The 21,720-nt window shown below is 66.9% G+C and carries 19 protein-coding genes; 9 read left to right on the forward strand and 10 right to left on the reverse strand.

Annotation, left to right across the window (positions count from 1 at the left end; translation table 11 throughout):
- The first annotated feature begins 83 nt into the window (after positions 1 to 83).
- From ACSF9G_RS18035 to ACSF9G_RS18075, 9 genes are all read left to right on the forward strand, one after another.
- Positions 84 to 746: a nitroreductase family protein gene (locus tag ACSF9G_RS18035; RefSeq protein WP_436643506.1), complete on the forward strand. Its 663-nt coding sequence runs from the start codon at positions 84 to 86 to the stop codon at positions 744 to 746.
- A gap of 240 nt (positions 747 to 986) precedes the next feature.
- Positions 987 to 2,159, forward strand: a complete 1,173-nt coding sequence (locus ACSF9G_RS18040; RefSeq protein WP_436643507.1) for an efflux RND transporter periplasmic adaptor subunit — start codon at positions 987 to 989, stop codon at positions 2,157 to 2,159.
- A gap of 6 nt (positions 2,160 to 2,165) precedes the next feature.
- On the forward strand, positions 2,166 to 5,336 hold the full coding sequence (locus ACSF9G_RS18045; protein ID WP_436643508.1) for an efflux RND transporter permease subunit: 3,171 nt from the start codon (positions 2,166 to 2,168) through the stop codon (positions 5,334 to 5,336).
- 47 nt (positions 5,337 to 5,383) lie between these two features.
- Positions 5,384 to 5,662, forward strand: coding sequence for a hypothetical protein (locus tag ACSF9G_RS18050; RefSeq protein ID WP_436643509.1), 279 nt, complete (start codon positions 5,384 to 5,386; stop codon positions 5,660 to 5,662).
- A 55-nt stretch (positions 5,663 to 5,717) separates the two neighbouring features.
- Positions 5,718 to 7,517 (forward strand): translation elongation factor 4, encoded by a 1,800-nt coding sequence (gene lepA, locus ACSF9G_RS18055; protein ID WP_436643510.1) that lies wholly within the window; start codon positions 5,718 to 5,720, stop codon positions 7,515 to 7,517.
- Positions 7,518 to 8,285: 768 nt separating this feature from the next.
- Positions 8,286 to 8,738 (forward strand): DsrE family protein, encoded by a 453-nt coding sequence (locus tag ACSF9G_RS18060; RefSeq protein WP_436643511.1) that lies wholly within the window; start codon positions 8,286 to 8,288, stop codon positions 8,736 to 8,738.
- A gap of 155 nt (positions 8,739 to 8,893) precedes the next feature.
- A complete protein-coding gene (locus tag ACSF9G_RS18065) occupies positions 8,894 to 10,561 on the forward strand; it encodes an amidohydrolase (protein ID WP_436643512.1) in 1,668 nt (555 codons plus the stop codon).
- A 12-nt stretch (positions 10,562 to 10,573) separates the two neighbouring features.
- Complete coding sequence (locus ACSF9G_RS18070; protein ID WP_436643513.1) at positions 10,574 to 11,464, forward strand: substrate-binding domain-containing protein; 891 nt, start codon at positions 10,574 to 10,576, stop codon at positions 11,462 to 11,464.
- Positions 11,465 to 11,483: 19 nt separating this feature from the next.
- Positions 11,484 to 11,696: a TOBE domain-containing protein gene (locus ACSF9G_RS18075; protein ID WP_261615581.1), complete on the forward strand. Its 213-nt coding sequence runs from the start codon at positions 11,484 to 11,486 to the stop codon at positions 11,694 to 11,696.
- Here the strand turns inward: ACSF9G_RS18075 and ACSF9G_RS18080 are convergent.
- The 10 genes from ACSF9G_RS18080 to ACSF9G_RS18125 all read right to left on the reverse strand — a co-directional run bounded on the left by ACSF9G_RS18080 (position 11,659) and on the right by ACSF9G_RS18125 (position 21,590).
- Complete coding sequence (locus tag ACSF9G_RS18080) at positions 11,659 to 12,471, reverse strand: ABC transporter ATP-binding protein (RefSeq protein ID WP_436643514.1); 813 nt, start codon at positions 12,469 to 12,471, stop codon at positions 11,659 to 11,661. The two genes, ACSF9G_RS18075 and ACSF9G_RS18080, sit on opposite strands and share 38 nt — an antisense overlap.
- The gene (locus tag ACSF9G_RS18085) at positions 12,468 to 13,424 is read right to left on the reverse strand and encodes a FecCD family ABC transporter permease (protein ID WP_436644032.1); all 957 of its coding nucleotides are present in this window, start codon (positions 13,422 to 13,424) and stop codon (positions 12,468 to 12,470) included. Before ACSF9G_RS18085 ends, ACSF9G_RS18080 begins: the two co-directional genes overlap by 4 nt.
- 56 nt (positions 13,425 to 13,480) lie before the next feature.
- Entirely contained in the window at positions 13,481 to 14,554 is a 1,074-nt protein-coding gene (locus tag ACSF9G_RS18090) for an iron ABC transporter substrate-binding protein (protein ID WP_436643515.1), read from the reverse strand.
- Positions 14,555 to 14,659: 105 nt separating this feature from the next.
- The gene (locus ACSF9G_RS18095) at positions 14,660 to 15,457 is read right to left on the reverse strand and encodes a molybdate ABC transporter substrate-binding protein (protein WP_436643516.1); all 798 of its coding nucleotides are present in this window, start codon (positions 15,455 to 15,457) and stop codon (positions 14,660 to 14,662) included.
- Between the two features lie 47 nt (positions 15,458 to 15,504).
- The gene (locus ACSF9G_RS18100; RefSeq protein WP_436643517.1) at positions 15,505 to 16,365 is read right to left on the reverse strand and encodes an ABC transporter substrate-binding protein; all 861 of its coding nucleotides are present in this window, start codon (positions 16,363 to 16,365) and stop codon (positions 15,505 to 15,507) included.
- Between the two features lie 25 nt (positions 16,366 to 16,390).
- Positions 16,391 to 17,161: an ABC transporter ATP-binding protein gene (locus tag ACSF9G_RS18105; RefSeq protein ID WP_436643518.1), complete on the reverse strand. Its 771-nt coding sequence runs from the start codon at positions 17,159 to 17,161 to the stop codon at positions 16,391 to 16,393.
- Complete coding sequence (locus ACSF9G_RS18110; RefSeq protein ID WP_436643519.1) at positions 17,154 to 17,861, reverse strand: ABC transporter permease; 708 nt, start codon at positions 17,859 to 17,861, stop codon at positions 17,154 to 17,156. The genes ACSF9G_RS18105 and ACSF9G_RS18110 overlap by 8 nt, the downstream gene beginning before the upstream one ends.
- A 209-nt stretch (positions 17,862 to 18,070) precedes the next feature.
- Entirely contained in the window at positions 18,071 to 19,045 is a 975-nt protein-coding gene (locus ACSF9G_RS18115) for a type II secretion system F family protein (RefSeq protein WP_436643520.1), read from the reverse strand.
- 11 nt (positions 19,046 to 19,056) lie between these two features.
- Positions 19,057 to 20,055, reverse strand: coding sequence for a type II secretion system F family protein (locus ACSF9G_RS18120; protein WP_436643521.1), 999 nt, complete (start codon positions 20,053 to 20,055; stop codon positions 19,057 to 19,059).
- Between the two features lie 5 nt (positions 20,056 to 20,060).
- Complete coding sequence (locus ACSF9G_RS18125) at positions 20,061 to 21,590, reverse strand: TadA family conjugal transfer-associated ATPase (RefSeq protein WP_436643522.1); 1,530 nt, start codon at positions 21,588 to 21,590, stop codon at positions 20,061 to 20,063.
- Positions 21,591 to 21,720: the final 130 nt, after the last annotated feature.

Raw genomic sequence — 21,720 nt, forward strand, 5'->3', positions numbered from 1 at the left:
CACGAAGACGGCCCGTGCCGGGGCGTTCGCGGGAACGCGACCCGGAACGCGGGCGATATGGCCGCGCCGCGAGGACTGGTCCCATGAACACGTCAGGCTTCAAGCCGCTGAACTTCACCGAACGCGCGCCCGAGGACATGGGCGACCGGGCGCGCGCGTTCCGGGCGCTGATGGCGCGGCGGCGCACGGTGCGCGACTTCTCCGACCGGCCGATACCGCAAAGCCTGATCGAGGACTGCGTGATGACGGCGGCCTCGGCGCCTTCGGGCGCCAACCAGCAGCCCTGGCATTTCGCCATCATCGGCGACGCGGCGGTGAAATCGCGGATCCGGGCGGCGGCGGAGGCGGAGGAACGGGAGTTCTATGCCGGCCGCGCCGGCGCGGAATGGCTCGGCGCGCTCGCCCCGCTCGGCACCGGCGCCGACAAGCCGTTCCTGGAGACCGCCCCGTGGCTGATCGCTGTCTTCGCGCAGCGCCACGGCCTGAAGGACGGCCGGCGGATCAAGCATTATTACGTGCCCGAATCGGTCGGCATCGCCACCGGCCTTCTGATCGCCGCCCTGCACAATGCCGGCCTGGCGACGCTGACCCATACGCCGGCGCCGATGGGATTTCTCAACGCCATCTGTCGCCGGCCCGACACCGAGAAGCCGTATGTTCTGGTGGTCGCGGGCCATCCGTCGCAAACCTGTATGGTGCCGGATATCCGGCGCAAGGCGTTCGCGGACGTGGCCAGCGTCTTCTAGGTTTCGGGTGCCGCGTTTTTCGGGCGCATTTTTTCGGGCGTTTTTGGCCGCTTCTGGCTGCTTTTTCCGGGGCTGTTCCGGCGCTTTCCCGGAACGTTCGGGCCCCTGCCCCGCGCACACCCCTCTCCCTAGGGCAGGATTTTGCCTTGAAGGACTTTCCCGATTCAGCCAACTAACGGTTAATGTGCTGGCAGTAACGTGCCGGCCGAGTCATTGGAAATCACCGCTCGGGAGGGACAAATGCGGACCGGAACCAACCTCGCGAGGGTATGCGGCATGGCCGCTCTCGCCATGGCCGCCAGCAGCGCTTTGGCCCAGGATTCGACGAAACCGGCACCGGCCGTCGTCGTCGCGGCGGTGAAGAACGAGGACGTCACCAAAAAGGAATCCTTCGTCGGCCGGGTCGAGGCGATCCAGTCGGTGGACCTCCAGGCCCGCGTCGAAGGCTATGTCGAGGAGGTCGCCTTCCAGGAAGGCGCGCTGGTGAAAACCGGCAAGCTGCTGTTCTCCCTCGACAAGGGCCCCTACGAGGCATCTCTGGCCGAGTCCCAGGCCGCGCTGAAGTCGGCCGAGGCATCGCTGGAGGGCGGCAAGGCGAAGCTGAAGGACGCCGACCTGACCCTGGAGCGCCAGCAGACGCTGATCAAATCCAACACCGTTTCCCAGGCCATGGTCGATCAGGCGCAGGCGTCGCGCGACGAAGCCGCCGCCAACGTGGATTCGGCCAACGCCTCGATCGCCCAGGCCAACGCCAATATCCAGTCGGCGCAGCTCAACCTGTCCTACACGGAAATCGCCTCGCCGATCGACGGGCGCATTGGCAAGGCCAACTACACCAAGGGCAACCTGGTCAACACCGCGTCGGGAACGCTGGCGACCGTCATCCAGATGGACCCGATCCGGGTGGTCTTCTCGATCTCGGACCGCACCTACCTGCAGGTGATCGAGCAGTTGAAGAAATCGTCTCCGGACAAGGATTTCCGCAACGATTTCAGACCGACCATCCAGCTCGCCAACGGCGACGAGTACCAGTATCCGGGCCAGATCTCGTTCGTCGACAACACGGTCGACCAGTCGACCGGAACGATCGCGGTCCGCGCCAATTTCAAGAACCCCGACTTCGAGCTGGTTCCCGGTCAGTTCGTCGAGGTGACGGTTCAGGTCGGCGAGACGCAGCTGCTGCCCGTTGTTCCGGTCAGCGCCATCCTGCAGGACAAGGACGGCCCCTACGTGCTGACGCTGGACAAGGACAACCGGGCGCAGATCCGCCGGATCAAGACCGGCCAGCACTTCGACAACAAGGTGGCCATCACCGGCGGACTGGCGCAGGGCGACACCATCGTCGTCGAAGGCATCCAGAAGGTTACGGCCGGCGAGGCGGTGAAGCCGCAGACCGCCTCGAGCGGGAGCTGATCGCCCATGTTCTCCGCCATCTTCATCGAACGCCCGCGCATGGCGATGGTCATCGCCATCGTCATCACGCTCGCCGGCGCGCTGTCGCTGACCCAGATCCCCGTCGCCCAGTACCCGAACATCACGCCGCCCGTGGTCCAGGTGACCGCCTCCTATCCCGGCGCAGACGCGGCGACGGTCATCGAAACCGTCGCCTCGGTGATCGAGGAACAGGTCAACGGCGTCGACAACATGATCTACATGTCGTCGACCAGCTCGTCCGACGGCTCGTATATCCTGACCGTTTCGTTCGAGATCGGCACCGATCCCGACATCGCCCAGGTCAACGTGCAGAACCGGGTGCAGCTGGCGATGCCGAACCTGCCCTCGACGGTCACCAGCCTCGGCGTGTCGGTCAACAAGGAAGAACCGGGCTTCCTGCTGATCGTCAACCTCTACTCGCCGAACGAGACCTACGACTCGCTGTTCCTGTCGAACTACGCCTCGATCAACGTGGTCGACCCGCTGTCGCGCGTGACCGGCGTGGGGTCGGTGTCGGTCCTCGGCGCCCTCAACTATTCCATGCGCGTCTGGATGGACCCCAACCGCATGGCGTCGCTGTCGATCACGCCCCAGCACGTCTACAGCGCCATCCAGGCGCAGAACGCGCAGGCCGCCGTCGGTCAGATCGGCGCGGCGCCGACGCATGACAGCCAGCTCATCCAGTACAACATCACCGCGCAGGGCCAGCTCTCGGACGCCCGGCAGTTCGGCGAGATCATCATCAAGACCAACTCGGAAGGTGGCGTCGTCCGCGTCCGAGATATCGGCCGCGTCGAGCTCGGCTCGCAGAGCTATACGGCGCTCAGCCTCCTGAACCAGAAGCCGACCGCGACCATCTCCATCCAGCAGTCGCCGGGCGCCAATGCCCTGGGCGTCGCGAAGGGCGTGCTGGCGGAAATGGAGACGCTCAAGGAGCGCTTCCCCGACGACCTGGACTATGTCGACGTCTACGACTCCACCAAGTTCGTCTCCGCCACCATCGACGAGATCATCCATACCCTCGGGCTGACCGGCATCATCGTCCTGCTGGTGGTCTACGTCTTCCTGCAGGATATCCGGGCGACGATCATCCCGGCCGCGACGATCCCCGTTTCCCTGATCGGCACGTTCGCGGTGCTGCTGGCGCTCGGCTACTCGGCCAACACGATCACGCTGTTCGCGGTCATCCTCGCCATCGGACTGGTCGTCGACGACGCCATCGTGGTGGTGGAGAACGTCCAGCGCATCATGGAGGAGGAGCCCGGTGTCAGTTCCAAGGAGGCGGCGCTGCGGTCGATGCGGCAGGTCACCGGGCCGATCGTCTCGACCACCCTGGTGCTGATCGCGGTGTTCGCGCCGGTTGCCTTCCTGCCGGGCATTTCCGGACAGCTCTACCGCCAGTTCGCGGTGACCATCTGTACCGCGGTGGTGATATCGGCGATCAACGCGCTGACGCTGTCGCCGGCGCTGTGCGCGATGGTGCTCAGGCCGCCAAAGGAGGCCAGGGGACCGTTCCGCTGGTTCAACACCGGCCTCGACAAGACCCGCAACGGCTACAGCCGCGTCGTCGGCATGATCGCGCGGCGCTCGATCATCGCCGGTCTGATCGTGGTGGCCGCGGGCATCGGCCTCGCCGTCCTGTTCAACCGGGTGCCGACCGGCTTCGTGCCGAACGAGGACCAGGGCGCGCTGTTCGTGATCGTCACGCTGCCCGACGGCGCCGCGCTGCCGCGAACCGAACGGGTGCTCAGCCAGATCGCCGAGATCTCCGGCAAGACCGACGGCGTGCTGAACACCGTCACCGTGTCGGGCTATTCGATGCTGACCAGCTCGACGGGGGCGAATTTCGGCCTCGGCATCGTCGTGCTGAAGCCGTGGGACGAGCGCACCACGAAGGAACTCGGCCTGCTGGCGATCTACGAGAAACTGCAGACCGCCTTCTCCGAGATCGCCGAGGCGGACGTCATCGTCATGCCGCCGCCGCCGATCTCCGGCATCGGCACCGCCGGCGGCTTCGACTACCGCCTGCTGGCGCAGGGCAACCAGTCGCCGTCGGAACTGGCGGCGGTGGCGCGATCGTTCATCACCGAAGCGAACGGACTGACGTCGGTGGGACGGGCCTTCTCGACCTTCTCGGCGGACGCGCCGCAGCTCTATCTCGACGTCAACCGCGTCAAGGCGGAGAGCCTCGGCGTCGACGTCTCGACCCTCTACCAGACCCTGCAGGCGCAGCTGGGCTCGCTCTACGTCAACAACTTCAGCGCCTACGGCCGGGTCTACCAGGTCAACCTCTCGGCGGATAAGGACTACCGCCGGGAGATCGAGGACATCCTCAGCCTGCACGTCCAGAACAACGCCGGAGACATGGTGCCGCTCAGCACACTGGCCACCGTGAAGGAGACGCTCGGGCCGCCGATGATCACCCGCTACAACCTGTTCCCGTCCGCCACCATCAACGGCCAGACGACGACCGGCTATTCGTCCGGGCAGTCGATCGCCCAGCTCGACGATCTCTCGGCGGAGAAGCTGCCCAAGGGATACGGCCACGACTGGTCGGGCATGAGCTATCAGGAGATCGAGGCGGCCGGGCTGATCGGCATCGTCTTCGCGCTCGCCTTCACCTTCGGCTACCTGTTCCTGGTGGCGCAGTACGAGAGCTGGACGATCCCGTTCGCGGTGATCACCTCGGTGTCGATCGCCCTGCTCGGCGCGATATCCACCATCGCCGTGCTCGGCATGCTGGCGCCGACCGGGTTCGCCAACAACATCTACTGCCAGATCGGCATGATCCTGCTGATCGGCCTGGCGGCCAAGAACGCCATCCTGATCGTCGAGTTCGCCAAGGAACAGCACGAGGCGGGCAAATCGCTCGTCGACGCGGCGATCGAGGGTGGCCACATGCGCTTCCGCGCCGTGCTGATGACGGCGATCGCCTTCATCCTCGGCCTGATCCCCATGGTGATGGCCTCGGGCGCCGGCGCGGCGAGCCGCCTGTCGATGGGCTACACCGTGCTCGGCGGCATGGTGGCGGCGACCCTGGTCGGCATTCTCGTCATCCCCGGCCTGTTCGTGCTGTTCGAACAGATCGGCCAGGCCTTCGGCGGCGGCCGCAGGACCCACGCGCCCGACCCGCTCTCCGGGAACGCGGCGGAGTAGGTCGCGGAGCAGATTTGGGAGCAGGAGGCGGCGCGGGGAACCGCGACATGCGCGAGGCGCTGGCCGAGGCCGCCGACCGGTTCGGCCTGCGCGTCGCGCTGCCGCGCGCGGACGGAAAGAACGGGGAGGATCGGGACGATTTCCTGCCGCTGTCCGGCCAGCTGGTCTGGGATCCCGGGTCGCTCGGATGGACGGCGCACTGGCGCCTCGAGGCCCCGGACGGGGCCCGCGCGTGGTCGATCCGCGGCGTCAGCTTCGACGCGGCGTTCCGCAACGGGGTCGGCGGCGCGGCGCGGATTCTGTCGGGAAACGGCGACCCCGGCTGACGCCCCCGCGGGAAACGGCTTCCCTCCCCGGTTTGGCGGTGGTATCAGCGCCGCCATGACGAAAACGGACCACATCCGCAACTTCGCGATCATCGCCCATATCGACCACGGCAAGTCGACCCTGGCCGACCGGCTGATTCAGCTCACCGGCGGCCTGACGGAGCGCGAGATGCGCGAGCAGGTGCTCGATTCCATGGATATCGAGCGCGAGCGCGGCATCACCATCAAGGCGCAGACGGTGCGCCTCAACTACAAGGCGGCGAACGGCGAGGATTATGTCCTCAACCTGATCGACACGCCCGGCCACGTCGACTTCACCTACGAGGTGAACCGTAGCCTGGCTGCCTGCGAGGGTTCGCTCCTGGTGGTCGACGCCTCGCAGGGCGTGGAGGCGCAGACGCTGGCCAACGTCTATCAGGCCATCGACGTCAACCACGAGATCGTGCCGGTGCTCAACAAGGTCGACCTGCCGGCCGCCGACGTGGAGCGCGTCAAGACGCAGATCGAGGACGTGATCGGGCTCGACGCCTCTGACGCGCTGGAAATCTCGGCGAAGACCGGCATCGGCGTCGCCGACGTGCTGGAGGCGGTCGTCACGCGCCTGCCCGCGCCCGCGGGCGACCGCGACGCGCCGCTGAAGGCCCTGCTGGTCGATAGCTGGTACGACCCCTATCTCGGCGTCGTCGTGCTGGTGCGCATTATCGACGGCGTGCTCAAGAAGGGCATGAAGATCCGGATGATGAAGGCCAAGGCGACCTACGACGTCGACAAGGTCGGCATCTTCACGCCGAAGCTGGTCGATTTCCCGGAGCTGGGCCCCGGCGAGCTCGGCTTCCTCACCGCCTCGATCAAGGAGGTGGCCGACACCAATGTCGGTGACACCATCACCGAGGAGCGGCGCCGGTGCACCGAGGCGCTGGCCGGTTTCCGGCCTTCGGTACCCGTTGTCTTCTGCGGCATCTATCCGATCGACGCCGCCGATTTCGAGGACCTGCGCGCGGCGGTGGGCAAGCTGCGCCTCAACGACGCCAGCTTCTCCTTCGAGATGGAGACGTCCGCCGCGCTCGGCTTCGGCTTCCGCTGCGGCTTCCTGGGGCTGTTGCATCTGGAGATCATCCAGGAGCGGCTCGAGCGCGAGTTCGACCTCGACCTGATCGCGACGGCGCCGTCGGTCGTCTACAAGATGACGCTGACCAACGGCGAGGAGATCGAGCTGCACAACCCGGCCGACATGCCGGATGTCGTGAAGATCGATTCCATCGCCGAGCCGTGGATCCGCGCCACCATCCTAACCCCCGACGAGCATCTGGGCGCGATCCTGAAACTGTGCGAGGACCGGCGCGGCGAGCAGGTCGACCTGTCCTATGTCGGCAACCGGGCGATGGTCGTCTACGACCTGCCGCTCAACGAGGTGGTGTTCGATTTCTACGACCGGCTGAAGTCGGTCTCCAAGGGCTACGCCTCTTTCGACTACCAGATCACCGGCTACCGCGAGGGCGACCTGGTCAAGATGTCGATCCTGGTCAACGGCGAGCCGGTCGACGCCCTGTCGATGCTGGTGCACCGCTCCAAGGCGGAGACGCGCGGCCGCCAGCTCTGCGAGAAGCTGAAGGACCTGATCCCCCGGCACCTGTTCAAGATCCCGATCCAGGCCGCCATCGGCGGCAAGGTGATCGCCCGCGAGACCATTGCCGCGCTCCGCAAGGACGTCACCGCCAAGTGCTACGGCGGCGACGTGAGCCGCAAGCGCAAGCTTCTGGAGAAGCAGAAGGAAGGCAAGAAGAAGATGCGCCAGTTCGGCAAGGTCGAGATCCCGCAGGAGGCGTTCATCGCCGCGCTGAAGATGGGTGAGTGACGGCCGAGGCGCCTGAGGCGCCTCGATGAAATGCGAAGGCGTTTCAAGTCACGAACGCGCGAGGCGACGCCGCCGAGGACCGGCGGGCGGGTGACCGCGTTCCGCCTTCGCAGCACCGCATTGATAGGCTGCATGGGTCCCGGATCAAGTCCGGGACACGCGTTTGTTCGTGTGGCACGGCCGTGCCTTTTCTCCACGTCATGCCCGGGCTTGACCCGGGCATCTCGTGCCACACGCCTGAGATTGCCGGGTCAAGCCCGGCAATGACGTGGGAGATGGTTGGCGGCGGCCCTGTCCACCGACCTCATCCTGAGGAGCCGTCGGCAGGCGGCGTATCGAAGGATGGCCAGACCGGGTAGCGGCGTGGTAGGTGTGCCCGCCCTCGTCCTTCGAGACGTGGCGTCGCCGCTCCTCAGGATGAGGGCTGCAAGACGGCGCATCGCGGGCCTCCCTCTCCTCGCTCATTCCCGCGAAGGCGGGAACCCGCATGCAGTGGTGCAAGGCCGTGCCCAGGGCAGGCCGATCCCCGCTTGCGCGGAGATGAGCGGCCGGGACGGGCGTATCCTAGCCCCCAGCCTCACGCACCGGATCGCCGTGTGCTCTCCACGCCCTCCACTGCGCGCGGCGCCGCACCCTTCGGACGCTCCCTCATCGCGCAGTCGTGAGAAGCTCCCGTAGCGGGCGCTTGGTGATTACATTCACATATGACAATATTTCTATTGGAGCGCGGGACGCTCCACACAACAAAAACGTCTCAGGAGGAAATCCATGCGTGCTTTGATCGCCGCAATCGCCGCCATCTACGCGGCCATCGTCTTCATCGGTCCGGCGAATGCAGACGAACGCTACGGCAAGCAGAAGGTTGTCTATCATATCAACTATCTCGGCGGAGAGAACGCCAAGGCCTACAAGGGCGCGATGCGCAACATCCAGAACCACATCAACGCCGTCGGCAAGGACAACATCGAGGTCAAGGTCGTGCTGCACGGCAACGGCGTCGAGTTGCTGCGCGAAGCCAATTCCAACGAGGCGGTGCAGGGCGCTGTGCTCGAGCTGAAGGGGCAGAACGTCGGCTTCAACGTCTGCAACAACACGCTGGTCGGCCGCGAGATCGACTACGAGAACGACCTGTTCGACGTGTGGGAAAGCGACATCGTTCCCTCCGGCGTCGCCGAACTGTCCTACCTGCAGCAGCAGGGCTACACCTACATCAAGCCCTGAGGATGCCGCGGCCGCCCGGACGGGCGGCCGCGATCTGCCCGCCCTCTTCGCTCCTCCCCGTTCCGGGCGCGCCCCGCGCGATACCCCCTGCCAAAGGCCGCCATGCCGGGCTATGAATGGGGGAAACACACCCGGAACGGTCCAACGGAGCGCCAATGTCCCCCAGAGCCGATATCATCGTCACCAACGCCAGGGTCCTGACGGTCGATCCCGGACGGCCGCGGGCGGAGGCTCTGGCCATCGTCGACAACGAGATCATGGCGGTCGGCTCGGCCGGGGACATCGACGGGCTGAAGAGCCACGCGACGCGGGTGATCGACGCGGGCGGGGCGAGCGTGCTGCCGGGCTTCAACGACGCGCACGTGCATCTGTTCTGCGGCGCGGCCGAACTCGACAACCTGCAGCTCGGGGCGGTTAACGGCCTCGACGAACTGACCGCGGCGGCGCGGGCCTACGCGGCGCAGCGGCCGGACGAGCCGCTGCTGATCGCGCAGGGGGCGGGCTACGCGATCCTGCCGGACAACCAGCGCATCACCCGCCAGCATCTCGACGCGATCCTGCCCGATCGGGCGTTCCTGATGTTCGCCGCCGACCACCACACCGCCTGGGCGAACACCAAGGCACTGGCGGAGGCCGGCATCCTGAACGGCAAGGCGGTCGGCGTCGGCAACGAGATCGTCATGGGCGCGGACGGCAAGGCGGCCGGCGAACTGCGCGAGGGCGAGGCCTACAATCCGGTGCTGGCCCTGGGGGCGGCGGGCATGCGCTTCCGGCTGGGGCTGGAGACCGGCGGCGAGCCGGACCCGGCGCCGACCGCCGCGGAGCGCGCCTTCGACCTCGACCTGATGCGCAAGGGGCTCGCCCATTGCGCCGCGCACGGGGTCACCTCGGTGCAGAACATGGACGGCAATCTCTACCAGCTCGAGCTGCTCGACGCGATCGACCGGGAAGAGGGCCTGTCCCTGCGGGTGCGGGTGCCGTTCCACTTCAGGAACTTCATGGAGATGGACGTCCTCGACAAGGCCGAGGAGATGCACCGGCGCTTCCATTCCGAACGGCTGCGGTCGGGCTTCGTGAAGATGTTCATGGATGGCGTCGTCGATTCCTGGACGGCGGTGATGCTCGACGACTATCCGGGCAAGCCCGGCTGGCGCGGCGATCCGCTGTTCGAACCGAAGCGCTTCGCCGAGATCGCCACCGAAGCCGACCGGCGCGGGCTGCAGATCGCCGTCCACGCGATCGGCGACGGGGCGGTACGCGGCGTCCTCGACGGCTACGAGGCGGCGCGCAAGGCGAACGGGCCGCGGGATTCGCGCCACCGGATCGAACATATCGAGGTGATCCATCCCGACGACCTCGGCCGCTTCCGGGAATTGGGCGTCGCCGCCTCGATGCAGCCGATCCACGCGCCCGGCACCGGCTTCTCGCTGCAGCCGACGGCCTCGATCATCGGCGAGGCGAAATGGCCCTATGCCTACGCCTGGCAGACGGTGCGCGAGGCCGGCGCGCCGATGATCTTCGCCACCGACTGGCCGGTCTCGCCGATCGACCCGATGGCGAACCTGAAGGCGGCGCTCACCCGCAAGCGCTGGGCCGACAGCGATCCCGACCAGCGCCAGTCATTGAGCGACTCGCTCGCCTCCTACACCCGCGACGGCGCCTGGATCGAATTCATGGAGAACCGCAAGGGCATGCTTCGGCCCGGCATGCTCGCCGACGTCGTGGTCCTGTCGGCCGATATCGAGACCGCCGATCCGGAGGCAATCGACCAGGTGCGCCCGGCCGTGACCATCGCCGACGGGCGCGTCGTCTACGAGGCCTAGCGGACGGCTGGCATGGCGGGCGAGAGCAACCTGTATCTGACCACCAAGGAGCTGGCGGACCTGTTGCGCGTCAAGGAGCGCCGGGTCTACGAGCTTGCCGCGGCCAACGAGGTGCCGTTCACGCGGGTCACCGGCAAGCTGCTGTTTCCCCACCATCTGATCGAAGCCTGGCTCGCCCGCCACACCGAAGTCTCCGGCGACCTGAAGGCGCTGCCCGATCCGCCGCCCGTCGCCGCCGGCAGCCACGATCCCCTGCTCGACTGGGCGATCCGGGAATCGCGCGCGGGCATCGCCACCGTGTTCGACGGATCGCTGGACGGGATCGAGCGGTTCGGCCGCCGCGAGGCGCTGTTCTGCGGCATGCACATTCCCGAGGACGGCGCGCAGGAATGGAACCGGGGCCGGGTCTCCGTGCGCTTCCCGGCCATGCCGGTCGTGCTCGTCGAATGGGCGTGGCGCGAGCGCGGGCTTATCGTCGCCAGCGACAATCCGCTCGGCATCGACGGGATCGAGGCGCTGAAGGGCCGACGATTCGTGCCGCGCCAGGCGGAAGCCGGCGCCCAGCATCTCTTCCTCGACCTGATCGCGGCCGCCGGCGTGTCCGAAAGCGACCTGACCATGGGCCCGGCGGCCCGAACCGAGCACGACGTGGCGATTTCGATCCTCAACGGCCGCGCCGACGCCGGCCTCGGCATCGCTTCGGTGGCCCGCGAATACCGGCTCGGCTTCGTGCCGCTCATGCGCGAACGCTTCGACATCCTGGTCTGGCGCCGGAGCTGGTTCGAGCAGCCGTTCCAGGCGCTCGCCGGCGTCTGCGGATCGCAGGCGTTCCGCGACAAGGCGGCGGAACTGGGCGGCTACGATATTTCCGGCTTCGGCCGGGTGCACTACAACGGACCATGACCACGTCGAGGAGGATCCCATGAAGATCAGCGCCCGCAACCTGCTCAAGGGAAAGGTCACGGCCATCAAGCGCGGCGCCGTCGCCGCATCCGTGAAGGTCGATATCGGCGGCGGCAACGTCATCACCTCGACGGTCACGGTCGAGGCGGTCGACGACCTGGCGCTGAGCGAGGGCTCCGACGTGACGGTCGTGATCAAGGCGTCGGAAGTGCTGCTGGCGACCGGAGACTAGGCTCTTCGAGCGTCGGCACGCAGACGGTTCGACCGTCGTCCAGCCGGGTGACGGTCACCGCGACACCGTAGACGGCCCCTAGCCGCTCCGCGGTCAGCACGTCAGCCGGCGGTCCGACGGCGATCAGCCCGCCGTCCGACAGGAGCGCGACGCGGTCGCCGATCGCCAGCGCGTGGTCGGGATCGTGGGTCGACAGCACGACGCCCTTGCCCTGGTGCCGGCTGAGATCGCGGATCTGGGCGAGCACGAGGGCCTGGTTGCCGAAATCGAGGCTCGCGGTCGGCTCGTCCATGACGACGAAGGCGGTATTCTGGGCGAGCGCGCGGGCGATCAGGGCAAGCTGGCGCTGACCGCCGCTCACCGCCGTGTAGTCGGCACCGGCCAGATCATCGATGCCCAGGGCGGCAAGCGCCCTGAGCGCGGTCTTTCGGTCGCGCGCGGTTGGTTGCGCAAACAGGCCGAGATGGGCGGTCCGCCCCATCGTCACCATGTCGAGGATCGAGTAGGGGAACATCGCGTTGTGCGCCTGCGGCACGAAGGCGACGCGGCGGGCGATGTCGGCGCGCGACAGCGCGCGGATATCGCTGCCGTCGATCCGCGCGGTGCCGCCCTTCGCCGGGAGCAGCCCCAGGAGCGTCCGGAACAGCGTCGTCTTGCCCGAGCCGTTCGGCCCCAGAAGGCAGACGATCTCGCCTGCCGAAACCGCCAGCGACATGTCGCGGCCGACGACATGGCCGGGATAGCCGATGGTGAGATGGTCGGCGGCGAGGCTCATGCCCAGCCCTTCCGGCCGCGCGCGAGCAACCAGAGGAAGAACGGCGCGCCGACGAAGGCGGTGAGGATGCCGATGGGGACCTCGGTCGCGGCAAGCGTGCGCGCCAGCGTATCGACGGCGAGCAGATAGCCGCCACCGAGCAGGATCGCCACCGGCAGCATGCGGTCGTAGTTCGGCCCGACCAGCATGCGGGCGACATGCGGCATGACGAGCCCGACCCATCCGACGACGCCTGAGATCGCGACGACAGCCGCCGTCATCAGCGTGGCGGCGGCGACGAAGACGAGGCGAAGGCGGGCGGCATCGACACCGAGACTCCTGGCCTCGTCGTCGCCGAGCGACAGGACGTTCATGCGCCAGCGCAGGAGGACGAGCGGAACGAGGCCGATCACCACCGCGGGAAGGCTCGAGACGACGTCCACGGTCTTGATGCCGGAGAGGCTGCCGAGCAGCCAGAATGTGATGGCGGGAAGCTGGTCGTAAGGATCGGCCAGGATCTTCAGGAGCGAGACGACCGCGCCGGCGAGCGCACCCATGACGACGCCGGCGAGCACGAGTACCAGCACCGGCTCGCGGCCGCGCACGCCGGAGGCGACGAGATAGACGAGCGCCACGGTGAGGATGCCGCCGACGAAGGCCAGGCCCTGGATCGCCACCACGGACAGCGAGAGGAAAATTCCCAACACCGCGCCGCAACTCGCCCCGGCCGAGACGCCGAGGATATCGGGCGAAACCAGCGGATTGCGGAACAGGCCCTGATAGGTCGCGCCGGCGGCGGCCAGCGCGCCGCCGACCATGAGGGCGGCGCCGATGCGCGGCAGGCGCACGTTGAACAGCACGGTCGCGGCGGGATCGTCGGCGGGAAGGGTTCCGGCGACGCGCTCCAACACGAGGCGGAGGGCCTCGCCTGGGCCGAGCGGATAGGGGCCGATGCAGGCGGCGGCAAGCGCCATCGCCAGAACCGCCACGACGGCCCCGGCCGTGGCGGCCCTGTACGAGCGCGACGTCGTCAGGGTTTGCGTCCCCGTGACCACGCGAGCAGCCGGTTCAGCGCGTCTTCGTCGAGATCGACATGGTAGACGCGTTTATAGAACGCGCGGGTCTGATCGGCGAGATCGTCGGGGAAACGATCGGGGAAGAAAATGCGGCTCAGCCACTTCAGCCCCATCACGCGGTTCAGCGACGGCGGACGGTCGATCCAGCCGAACGGCGCGGTCGGCGACAGATAGACCCGGCCGCGCCGCACCGCCTCGACGGAGGCCCAGGACGGGTCGGACCAGACGGCTTCGTAGAAAATCGGGTCCCAGGTCACGATCGTATCCGGGTTCCAGGCGAGCACCTGTTCGAGCGACACCCGCGAGATTCCCTGGCGGCCGGGATCGACGGCGACGTTGATGCCGCCGGCGCGCTCGATGATCTCGGTGTTGATCGAGCCTTCCAGCCCGGTTTCGAGACCGTCGGGACCACGGGCGAGATAGACGCGCGGGCGCTCGCTCTCGGGAACGACGGCGAGCGTCGTGTCGAGCTCCCGGAACGTGTCCTCGACATAGGCGGCAAGGGCCTCGGCGCGATCGCCGACGCCGAGCGCGCCCCCGACGAGGCGCAGCGCCTGCGGCGTCGCGTCGAAGCGGCCGTCGACGAGCAGATAGGGAATGTTGGTCTGCGCCTGGACCCGGTCGGCCAGCGATACGTAGGTGTCCCTGACCGAGCCGAAGTCGACGATCAGATCCGGCTTCGCCGACAGCATCACTTCCAGGTTGACGGTGTCGCCGCGGCCGGTGAGCCGGCCGAGCTCGGGCAGGTCTCGATAGGGCGCGGCGACATAGTCACGCTCCTCGGGCCGCAGCGCGCGCGGCCAGCCGGTCAGCCGATCGGGGGCGAGCACATAGATCAGTATCGAGGCGGGCGGCCCGGCGGCGAAGACCCGGTCCACATGCGATGGAACCGTGACAATGCGGCCGGCGGAGTCCACAATCTCATCGGCGGTCGCCGGAGAAGAAAAGAAGGCCGATGCGGCAAGAGCCGCACCGGCCAGTTGGAACGCTTGCGCGCTCAGGAAGCTCTTCGCCGTCGACCGTCGCATCGCCCAGCCTCCGCCGCGACTGCTCTCGGTATCCCGTCGTGCGGGCCGAAAGCGCAAAGTGGTCCGTTTGCGCATGTCGACGCCACGTGATCGTCCGGCACGCCGCTATTCGGCCGCCGGCGCAAATCCATATCCCTCCAGGACCGCCTGCCCATCTTGCGAGAGAATGTAGTCGGCAAGCGCCTCGGCCTGTGCCGGTGCGCCGTTCAGGATCGTCAGCCCGTAGTCCGCGCCGACCGCGAGCGGTTCCGGGATCTGGACGATGCGCAGGCCGGGCGTGTCCTTCTGCGCCAGCAGGGCATTGGTGCAATAGGTCAGGAACAGGTCTGCCCTGTTCTCGCTCATCACCCAGCCGTACTGATTGCGGCCCTCCGGGGCAGGTGCCGAGTCCGGGCCTCCGGTGAGCTGCAGGGCCTTGGCCTTCAGCGTCTCGCCCGCGCCGGGCTTCAGCCCGTCGGCCTTGTCGAACAGGGCGAAGGCGTAGTCGCCGGACGGATCCGCCTTGGGCGTCGAGGTGCCGACCCGCACCGCGTCGTCGAGCATGACGTCGAGCAGGGTGTCGGTACTGGCGTCGAGGCCGGGTTGGACGATCGCGCAGAGCCGGTTGCGGGCGAACAGGACGACCTCGCCCGCCTTGCCGGCATCTGCGAGTTTCTTCGGATGGGCCATGTTGGCCGAAGCGAAGACCTGCGCCGGCTCGCCCGCCTCGATCCGCTGGCGCAGCAACCCGGAGGGGGCGAACTCACTGGAGACCGGGTTTCCGGTCTCCTTCGTGAAGCCCGCGGCGACCTCGCCGAGCGCCGCCTTGAGGCTGCCGGCGGCGAACAGGATCACCGTGTCGGACGCGCGTGCGGGTGCCAGCGTCATGGCAAGCACGGCCGCCGCCGCAAGGACTGTCCGCATCCCGCGTCCTCCATCGAGGCCGTCCGCTCTTTCCCGCACGCCCATTTTCAGCTCGCGCTCTTGTCGGCGTTCGGGAAGAACAGCTGCTGACCGTCGAGCTTGAAGTCGGCGATCGCGGCCTGGCCCTCGGAACTCAGCACCCAGTCGACGAAGGTCTGGCCCAGGTCGGCCTTCACGTTCGCGCATTTGTCCGAGCTGACCAGAATGATTCCGTACTGGTTGAACAGACGATCGTCGCCTTCGACGGCGATCTCGAGGTCGCCCTTGTTCTGGAACGCGATCCAGGTGGCGCGGTCGGTCAGCGCATAGGCGTTCATGCCGGCGGCGCTGTTGAGGGTCGGACCCATTCCGGAGCCGGTCTCGCGATACCAGGAGCCGCTCGCCGCCGTCGGATCGACGCCCGCGGCCTGCCACAGGCGCAGCTCGGCCTTGTGGGTGCCGGAGTCGTCGCCACGGGAGGCGAATGGCGCCGCCTTGTCGGAAATCGTCTTCAGCGCGGCCGACACATCCTTCGTGCCCTTGATACCGGCGGGATCGGACTTCGGGCCGACGATGACGAAGTCGTTGTACATCACGTCGGTGCGTTTCACGCCGTATCCTTCGGCGACGAACTTGTCCTCGGCGGACTTGGCGTGCACGAACAGGACGTCGCCGTCACAGTTCTGCGCGTTCTTGATCGCCTGGCCGGTGCCAACGGCAACGACGCGGACCTCGACACCGGTCTTGTCGCTGAAGAGCGGCAGCAGGTGCTTGAACAGGCCCGAGTTCTCCGTCGACGTCGTCGACTGGACGATGATGAACTTTTCCTCGGCATTGACGGCCGTCGTCAGCGGGGCGAGCGTCGCGACCGCCAGTCCGGTAGCGGCAAGAACCCCGAGCGCGAAGCGTCTGGTCGTCGGATGGAACATCGGTATTACTCCCTCAGCCCTGTTTTCAGAAGACGAGATGACCCGCCAGGAAATCCGTCGCGGGCGCAGACACCGGCGACTGGAAGAAGCGGAACGCGGCCGTCCGCTCGGCGATGCGGCCGCGATGAAGAAACACGACCTCGTCGGCGAGGCGGCGGGCCTGGCCGAGATCGTGGGTGACCATGACAATGCGCGTGCCGGCGGCCGCGGCATCGCCGATGAGCCGCTCGATCGCCCGCGTCGACGTCGGATCGAGGCTCGACGTCGGCTCGTCGAGAAACAGGATCTCCGGCTGCGTCGCCAGAGCGCGGGCGAGCGCCAGCCGCTGCTGCTCGCCACCCGAAAGGACGCGGGCGGGAGCGTCGGCTAGGGTCTGCAGATCGGCGATCGCCAGCATCTCGGCGACCCGGGCGCCGCGCTCGGCCCGGGAAACGCCGCGGACCTTGAGGGCGTAGTCGATATTCGCCGATACGGACCGGCGCAGCAGCACCGGCTTCTGGAAGACCATCGCCTGGCGCCGCAGGACGGCGGCATCCGCCGGACGGCCCTTCCACACGACCCGGCCGGCGGTCGGCCGGATAAGACCGTGCAGAAGGCGCAGGAGCATGCTCTTGCCCGCGCCGTTGGGGCCGAGCACGATCGTGCGCGCCCCCGGCTGTAGTTCCAGATCGATCCCGTCGATGAGCCGGCGGCCGCCCGCCTCGAAGACGAGCCCTTCGGCGACGAGCGGCAGGATGTCGCTGAGCCGCGCCGGCGCGGTCTCCGGCTGAGGGTCCAGGGGCTGGAGACTATGCACGGGCCGTCTCCATCCGCTCGGAGCGAAGGGCGAGCACGAGTGCGTTCACGCCGAGGGCGATCAGCATGAGGATGACCCCGAGCGCCAGCGCCAGGGCGAGGTTGCCCTTCGAGGTCTCCAGCGCGATGGCCGTCGTCATGACGCGGGTGACGTGATTGATGTTGCCGCCGACGATAATCACGGCGCCGACCTCGGCTATCGCGCGACCGAAGCCTGCGAGCAGCGCCGTCGCGAGGCTGCCGCGCGCATCCCACAGCAGCGTGCCGACCGCGTCGTACCATCCCACCCCGAGCGAGCGCAGCTGCTCGTCGTATTCCCGGTTCAGGTCGTCGATCACCTGGCGCGTCAGCGCGGCGACGATCGGCGTGACCAGGATCGCCTGGGCGATGATCATGGCCGTCGGCGTGTAGAGAAGCTGCAGGACGCCGAGCGGACCGGCATTGGACAGCATCAGATAGACGAGCAGCCCGACGACCACCGGCGGCAGGCCCATCAACGCGTTGACGACGACGGTCAGACTTCCGCGGCCGGGAAAGCGCGCCACCGCCAGCAGCGCGCCGAGCGGCAGGCCGATCAGGCCGGCGATCAGCACCGCGGTCACGCTGACGCGCAGCGACAACAGCACGATCTCGACGAGATCGGCATTGCCCGAGGCGATCAGCTGAAAGGCCAACGCAAAAGCTTCCGCGAAATCCTGCATGCAGCGGCTCTGTCGAACGATCCGTATTCGCGCCGCTGATCGTATTCGTTGATATGTGTTTCGTCTAGAAATTCGGCATAAAACGAAAATTTCACCCTATTTCGCAGTATTACAGATATGAAAAAGCCGCGTCGATGACGCGGCGTTCGGGAATTACGGCTGGACGAGGTGCAGGGCGGGCCGCGCGCGGCCCGCTCCTATTGCGACGTCTACATCTTCATCAGCTTGATCGCCGCGGGTCCGAGGATAACGACGAACAGGACCGGCAGGAAGAACACGATCATCGGCACAGTCAGTTTCGGCGGCAGCGCGGCGGCCATCTTTTCGGCCGCAGACATGCGCAGATCGCGATTTTCCTGCGCCATCACGCGCATGGCATGGCCGAGCGGCGTGCCGTAGCGTTCGGCCTGGATCAGCGCGGTGACGACAGCCCTGACGCCGGGCAGGCCGGTCCGCTTGCCCAGGTTGTCGTAGGCGACGCGGCGATCCTGCAGGTAGGACAGTTCGGCCGTCGTCAGGCTCAGCTCCTCGGCGAGCGCGATCGACTGGGTGCCGATCTCCTGGCTCACCTTGCGAAACGCCTGTTCGACCGACATGCCGGATTCCACGCAGATCAGCATCAGGTCGAGAGCGTCGGGGAAGGCCTGCTGGATCTCCTGCTGACGACGCTTGACCTGGTTGGTGACGTAGAGATTGGGGGCGAAGAAACCCACATAGGCGGCTGCGACCGCGATCAGGATTTTGATAACGGCCGGCTGGGAATCGTAGTTTCCGACAAAGAAGAGATAAAGGATCGTGAGCAGGAACAGGATCGGAGGCAGCGCGACGCGGAAGAACAGAAAGGTGATCAACGCCGCCTGGCCCCGATACCCGGCCATCTTGAGCTTGGCGCTGGTGTCGTTCGACTCCAAATACTTGCGCAGATTCAGCCGGTCCACGACCTGCTGCATGTAGGCCTTGGGCGACTTGCGCAGCGAAACGCGGTTCTTTTCGGCGGCGAGCCTGGCCCGCTCGCGCTCGCGCATCTGCGCGCGCTCCTTGGCGACATATTTCATACGGTCGCCGAGGCGATCGCCCGACAGGAGCGGCATGCCCACGGACAGGATCGCGGCCGCGGCCGCGATCGCCGAGAAGATCCCGACGAGCAACGAGGGATTGTAGATCGTGTCGAGAAGTCCCTGCATCGCCGTTGCCTTCAGAACTTGAAGTTGATCATCTTCTTCATCACCAGCACGCCCATCAGCATCCAGACGGCGCACCCGGCAAGCATGATGTGCCCGAGCCGCTCGGTCCAAAGCAGCGAGATGTAGCTCGGCGTTGTCACGAACACGAGGATCATGACCGCGACCGGAAGCGCGCCGATGATCGCGGCTGAAGCCTTGGCCTCCTGGCTCATCGCCTGGATCTTGCCCTGCATCTTCTTGCGATCGCGCAGCACCTTGGCGAGGTTGCCGAGCGCTTCGGACAGATTGCCGCCCGCCTTCTGCTGAATGGAGATGACGATCGCGAAGAAGTTGACTTCAGGCAGGGGCATGCCGTCGTACATGCGTTCGACGCAATCGGCGAGCGGCAGGCCCAGTGCCTGGGACTCGATGACTTTCCGGAACTCAGTCTTGACCGGCTCCTGGACCTCGCCGGCGACGATCCTGAGACAATCGCCCAGCGGCAGCCCCGCCTTCACGCCGCGCACGACCACATCGACCGCGTTGGGGAATTCCTGCAGGAACTTCTTCATGCGGCGCTTTTTCAGATACCCGAGCATCCAGTACGGGATGCCGACCCCACTGAAAATCATGATCGCCAGCAGCACAATCGGCTGAGCGCCGAAAATCAGCCCGAAGAACGTGAAGACGAGCGCGACCACAATACTGAACATGAAGTAGCCCTTCACGCTCCATTTCAGGCCGGCTTGGGCGATGCGGACGCGCAGCGGCGGCCGCTTGCGTTCCTTCTGCTTGGACTCCAGTTCCTTCAGGGTTTCCTGAACCGCCTTGCGACGCTTGCCTGCCTCGGCTTCGGCCTTCGCCTTGGCGGTTGCGACGCCGGTGGTGCGACGCCCCGCGACAGTCTGGACGCGCTTTTCGGTCCGGCGCTCGCCCGACAGCAGCGGATAAACGAACACCCAGGCGATGCCGCCGACGGCGATCGTCGCCATCACCGCGATCGCGAGACTGATAATGCGGTCGTCGAGCATTCGCGTCAGCCCCCGAACGCGTTGCCGTCTTCGTCCTGAACCTCGGCGGCATCGAGTGCCGCGGCCAGACGGTTTTCCTCGTTGAAGTAGCGGGCACGATCCCAGAAGGCAGGCCGGGCAATGCCGGTCGACCTGTGCCGGCCGATGATGCGTCCGTTGGAGTCCTCGCCGATAATATCGAACACGAACAGATCCTGGAGGGTGATGACCTCGCCTTCGGTGCCGATCACCTCGGTTATGTGCGTGATGCGGCGCGAGCCGTCGCGCAGGCGGGCCGCCTGGACGATCACGTCGACCGAGGAGGTGATCATCTCGCGAATGGTGCGCGAAGGCAGGTTGAAGCCGCCCATGGTGATCATGCCCTCGATACGCGACAGGGCCTCGCGAGGGCTGTTGGCGTGGAGCGTGCCCATCGAGCCATCATGGCCGGTATTCATGGCCTGCAGAAGGTCGAAGGCCTCGGGTCCGCGCACCTCGCCGACGATGATCCGTTCTGGACGCATACGCAGGCAGTTCTTGACCAGATCGCGCATGGTCACCTCGCCCTCGCCCTCCAGATTGGGCGGGCGGGTCTCGAGGCGCACCACATGGGGCTGCTGCAGCTGCAGTTCGGCGGCGTCCTCGCAGGTGATGACGCGCTCGTCTTCGTCGATGTAGCGGGTCAGGCAGTTGAGCAACGTCGTCTTGCCCGAGCCGGTGCCGCCGGAGATGACGACATTGCAGCGGACACGCCCGATGATCTCGAGAATGGTCGCGCCCTCCGGCGATATGGTGCCGAAGTTCACCATCTGCTCGAGGGTGAGCTTGTCCTTCTTGAACTTACGAATGGTGAGGGCGGGGCCGTCGATCGCCAGCGGCGGGACGATGGCGTTGACGCGGCTGCCGTCGGGAAGGCGGGCGTCGCAGATCGGGCTGGCCTCGTCGACGCGGCGGCCGATCTGACTGACGATCCGCTGGCAGATGTTCAGGAGCTGGCCGTTGTCGCGGAAATGGACGTTGGTCTGCTCGATCTTGCCCGACACCTCGATATAGACCGTGTCGGCGCCATTGACCATGATATCGGCGATGTCGTCGCGCGCCAGCAACGGCTCCAGTGGGCCGTAGCCGAGCACGTCGTTGCAGATATCGTCGAGCAGTTCCTCCTGCTCGGCGATCGACATCACGACATTCTTCAGCGAGATGATCTCGTTGACGATGTCGCGGATTTCCTCGCGCGCCGATTCGACGTCCATCTTCGCCAGCTGGCTGAGATCGATCGCGTCGATCAGCGCCGAGAAGATGGCGGTCTTGGTGTCGTAGTACTCCTCCGACCGCACCGGGCGGGCAGGCGCCTGGCGCGGTGCGCGCTTCGGCTCGGGCGGCGGCGTCGCGGCCGACGGCTTTGGCGCGGCGGCGGGGGGCTTGGTCGCGGTGGCTGGCGGATCGGCCGTCGCCGCCGCCTTGGGCGCGAGCAGTTCGGCCGACGCATCATTCGTCCCGGAAGACGCCGCCGGGGCTTGCGGAACGTCCGCTTCCAGGGCAACCGACGGTTTCATATCAGGCGCCGCCGGAGCCTCCTCGCGGGGCTCAGGGCGGGCCTTCGCCGGCGCTTCAGCGGCAGACGGCCGCGGCTGCTCCACCGGCGCCGGGTGCGTTACGTCAGATTGCGTGCCTCGTTTGCCGAAC

Source organism: Microbaculum mangrovi, assembly GCF_051390635.1.
Lineage (GTDB): Bacteria > Pseudomonadota > Alphaproteobacteria > Rhizobiales > Tepidamorphaceae > Microbaculum.

Excerpts from the sequence above, each read along its gene's own strand:
- ACSF9G_RS18035 (WP_436643506.1), top strand. The coding sequence starts at position 84 with ATGAACACGTCAGGCTTCAAGCCGCTGAACTTCACCGAACGCGCGCCC.
- ACSF9G_RS18040 (WP_436643507.1), top strand. The coding sequence starts at position 987 with ATGCGGACCGGAACCAACCTCGCGAGGGTATGCGGCATGGCCGCTCTC.
- ACSF9G_RS18045 (WP_436643508.1), top strand. The coding sequence starts at position 2,166 with ATGTTCTCCGCCATCTTCATCGAACGCCCGCGCATGGCGATGGTCATC.
- ACSF9G_RS18050 (WP_436643509.1), top strand. The coding sequence starts at position 5,384 with ATGCGCGAGGCGCTGGCCGAGGCCGCCGACCGGTTCGGCCTGCGCGTC.
- lepA (WP_436643510.1), top strand. The coding sequence starts at position 5,718 with ATGACGAAAACGGACCACATCCGCAACTTCGCGATCATCGCCCATATC.
- ACSF9G_RS18060 (WP_436643511.1), top strand. The coding sequence starts at position 8,286 with ATGCGTGCTTTGATCGCCGCAATCGCCGCCATCTACGCGGCCATCGTC.
- ACSF9G_RS18065 (WP_436643512.1), top strand. The coding sequence starts at position 8,894 with ATGTCCCCCAGAGCCGATATCATCGTCACCAACGCCAGGGTCCTGACG.
- ACSF9G_RS18070 (WP_436643513.1), top strand. The coding sequence starts at position 10,574 with ATGGCGGGCGAGAGCAACCTGTATCTGACCACCAAGGAGCTGGCGGAC.
- ACSF9G_RS18075 (WP_261615581.1), top strand. The coding sequence starts at position 11,484 with ATGAAGATCAGCGCCCGCAACCTGCTCAAGGGAAAGGTCACGGCCATC.
- ACSF9G_RS18080 (WP_436643514.1), bottom strand. The coding sequence starts at position 12,471 with ATGAGCCTCGCCGCCGACCATCTCACCATCGGCTATCCCGGCCATGTC.
- ACSF9G_RS18085 (WP_436644032.1), bottom strand. The coding sequence starts at position 13,424 with ATGGCGCTTGCCGCCGCCTGCATCGGCCCCTATCCGCTCGGCCCAGGC.
- ACSF9G_RS18090 (WP_436643515.1), bottom strand. The coding sequence starts at position 14,554 with ATGCGACGGTCGACGGCGAAGAGCTTCCTGAGCGCGCAAGCGTTCCAA.
- ACSF9G_RS18095 (WP_436643516.1), bottom strand. The coding sequence starts at position 15,457 with ATGCGGACAGTCCTTGCGGCGGCGGCCGTGCTTGCCATGACGCTGGCA.
- ACSF9G_RS18100 (WP_436643517.1), bottom strand. The coding sequence starts at position 16,365 with ATGTTCCATCCGACGACCAGACGCTTCGCGCTCGGGGTTCTTGCCGCT.
- ACSF9G_RS18110 (WP_436643519.1), bottom strand. The coding sequence starts at position 17,861 with ATGCAGGATTTCGCGGAAGCTTTTGCGTTGGCCTTTCAGCTGATCGCC.
- ACSF9G_RS18115 (WP_436643520.1), bottom strand. The coding sequence starts at position 19,045 with ATGCAGGGACTTCTCGACACGATCTACAATCCCTCGTTGCTCGTCGGG.
- ACSF9G_RS18120 (WP_436643521.1), bottom strand. The coding sequence starts at position 20,055 with ATGCTCGACGACCGCATTATCAGTCTCGCGATCGCGGTGATGGCGACG.
- ACSF9G_RS18125 (WP_436643522.1), bottom strand. The coding sequence starts at position 21,590 with ATGAAACCGTCGGTTGCCCTGGAAGCGGACGTTCCGCAAGCCCCGGCG.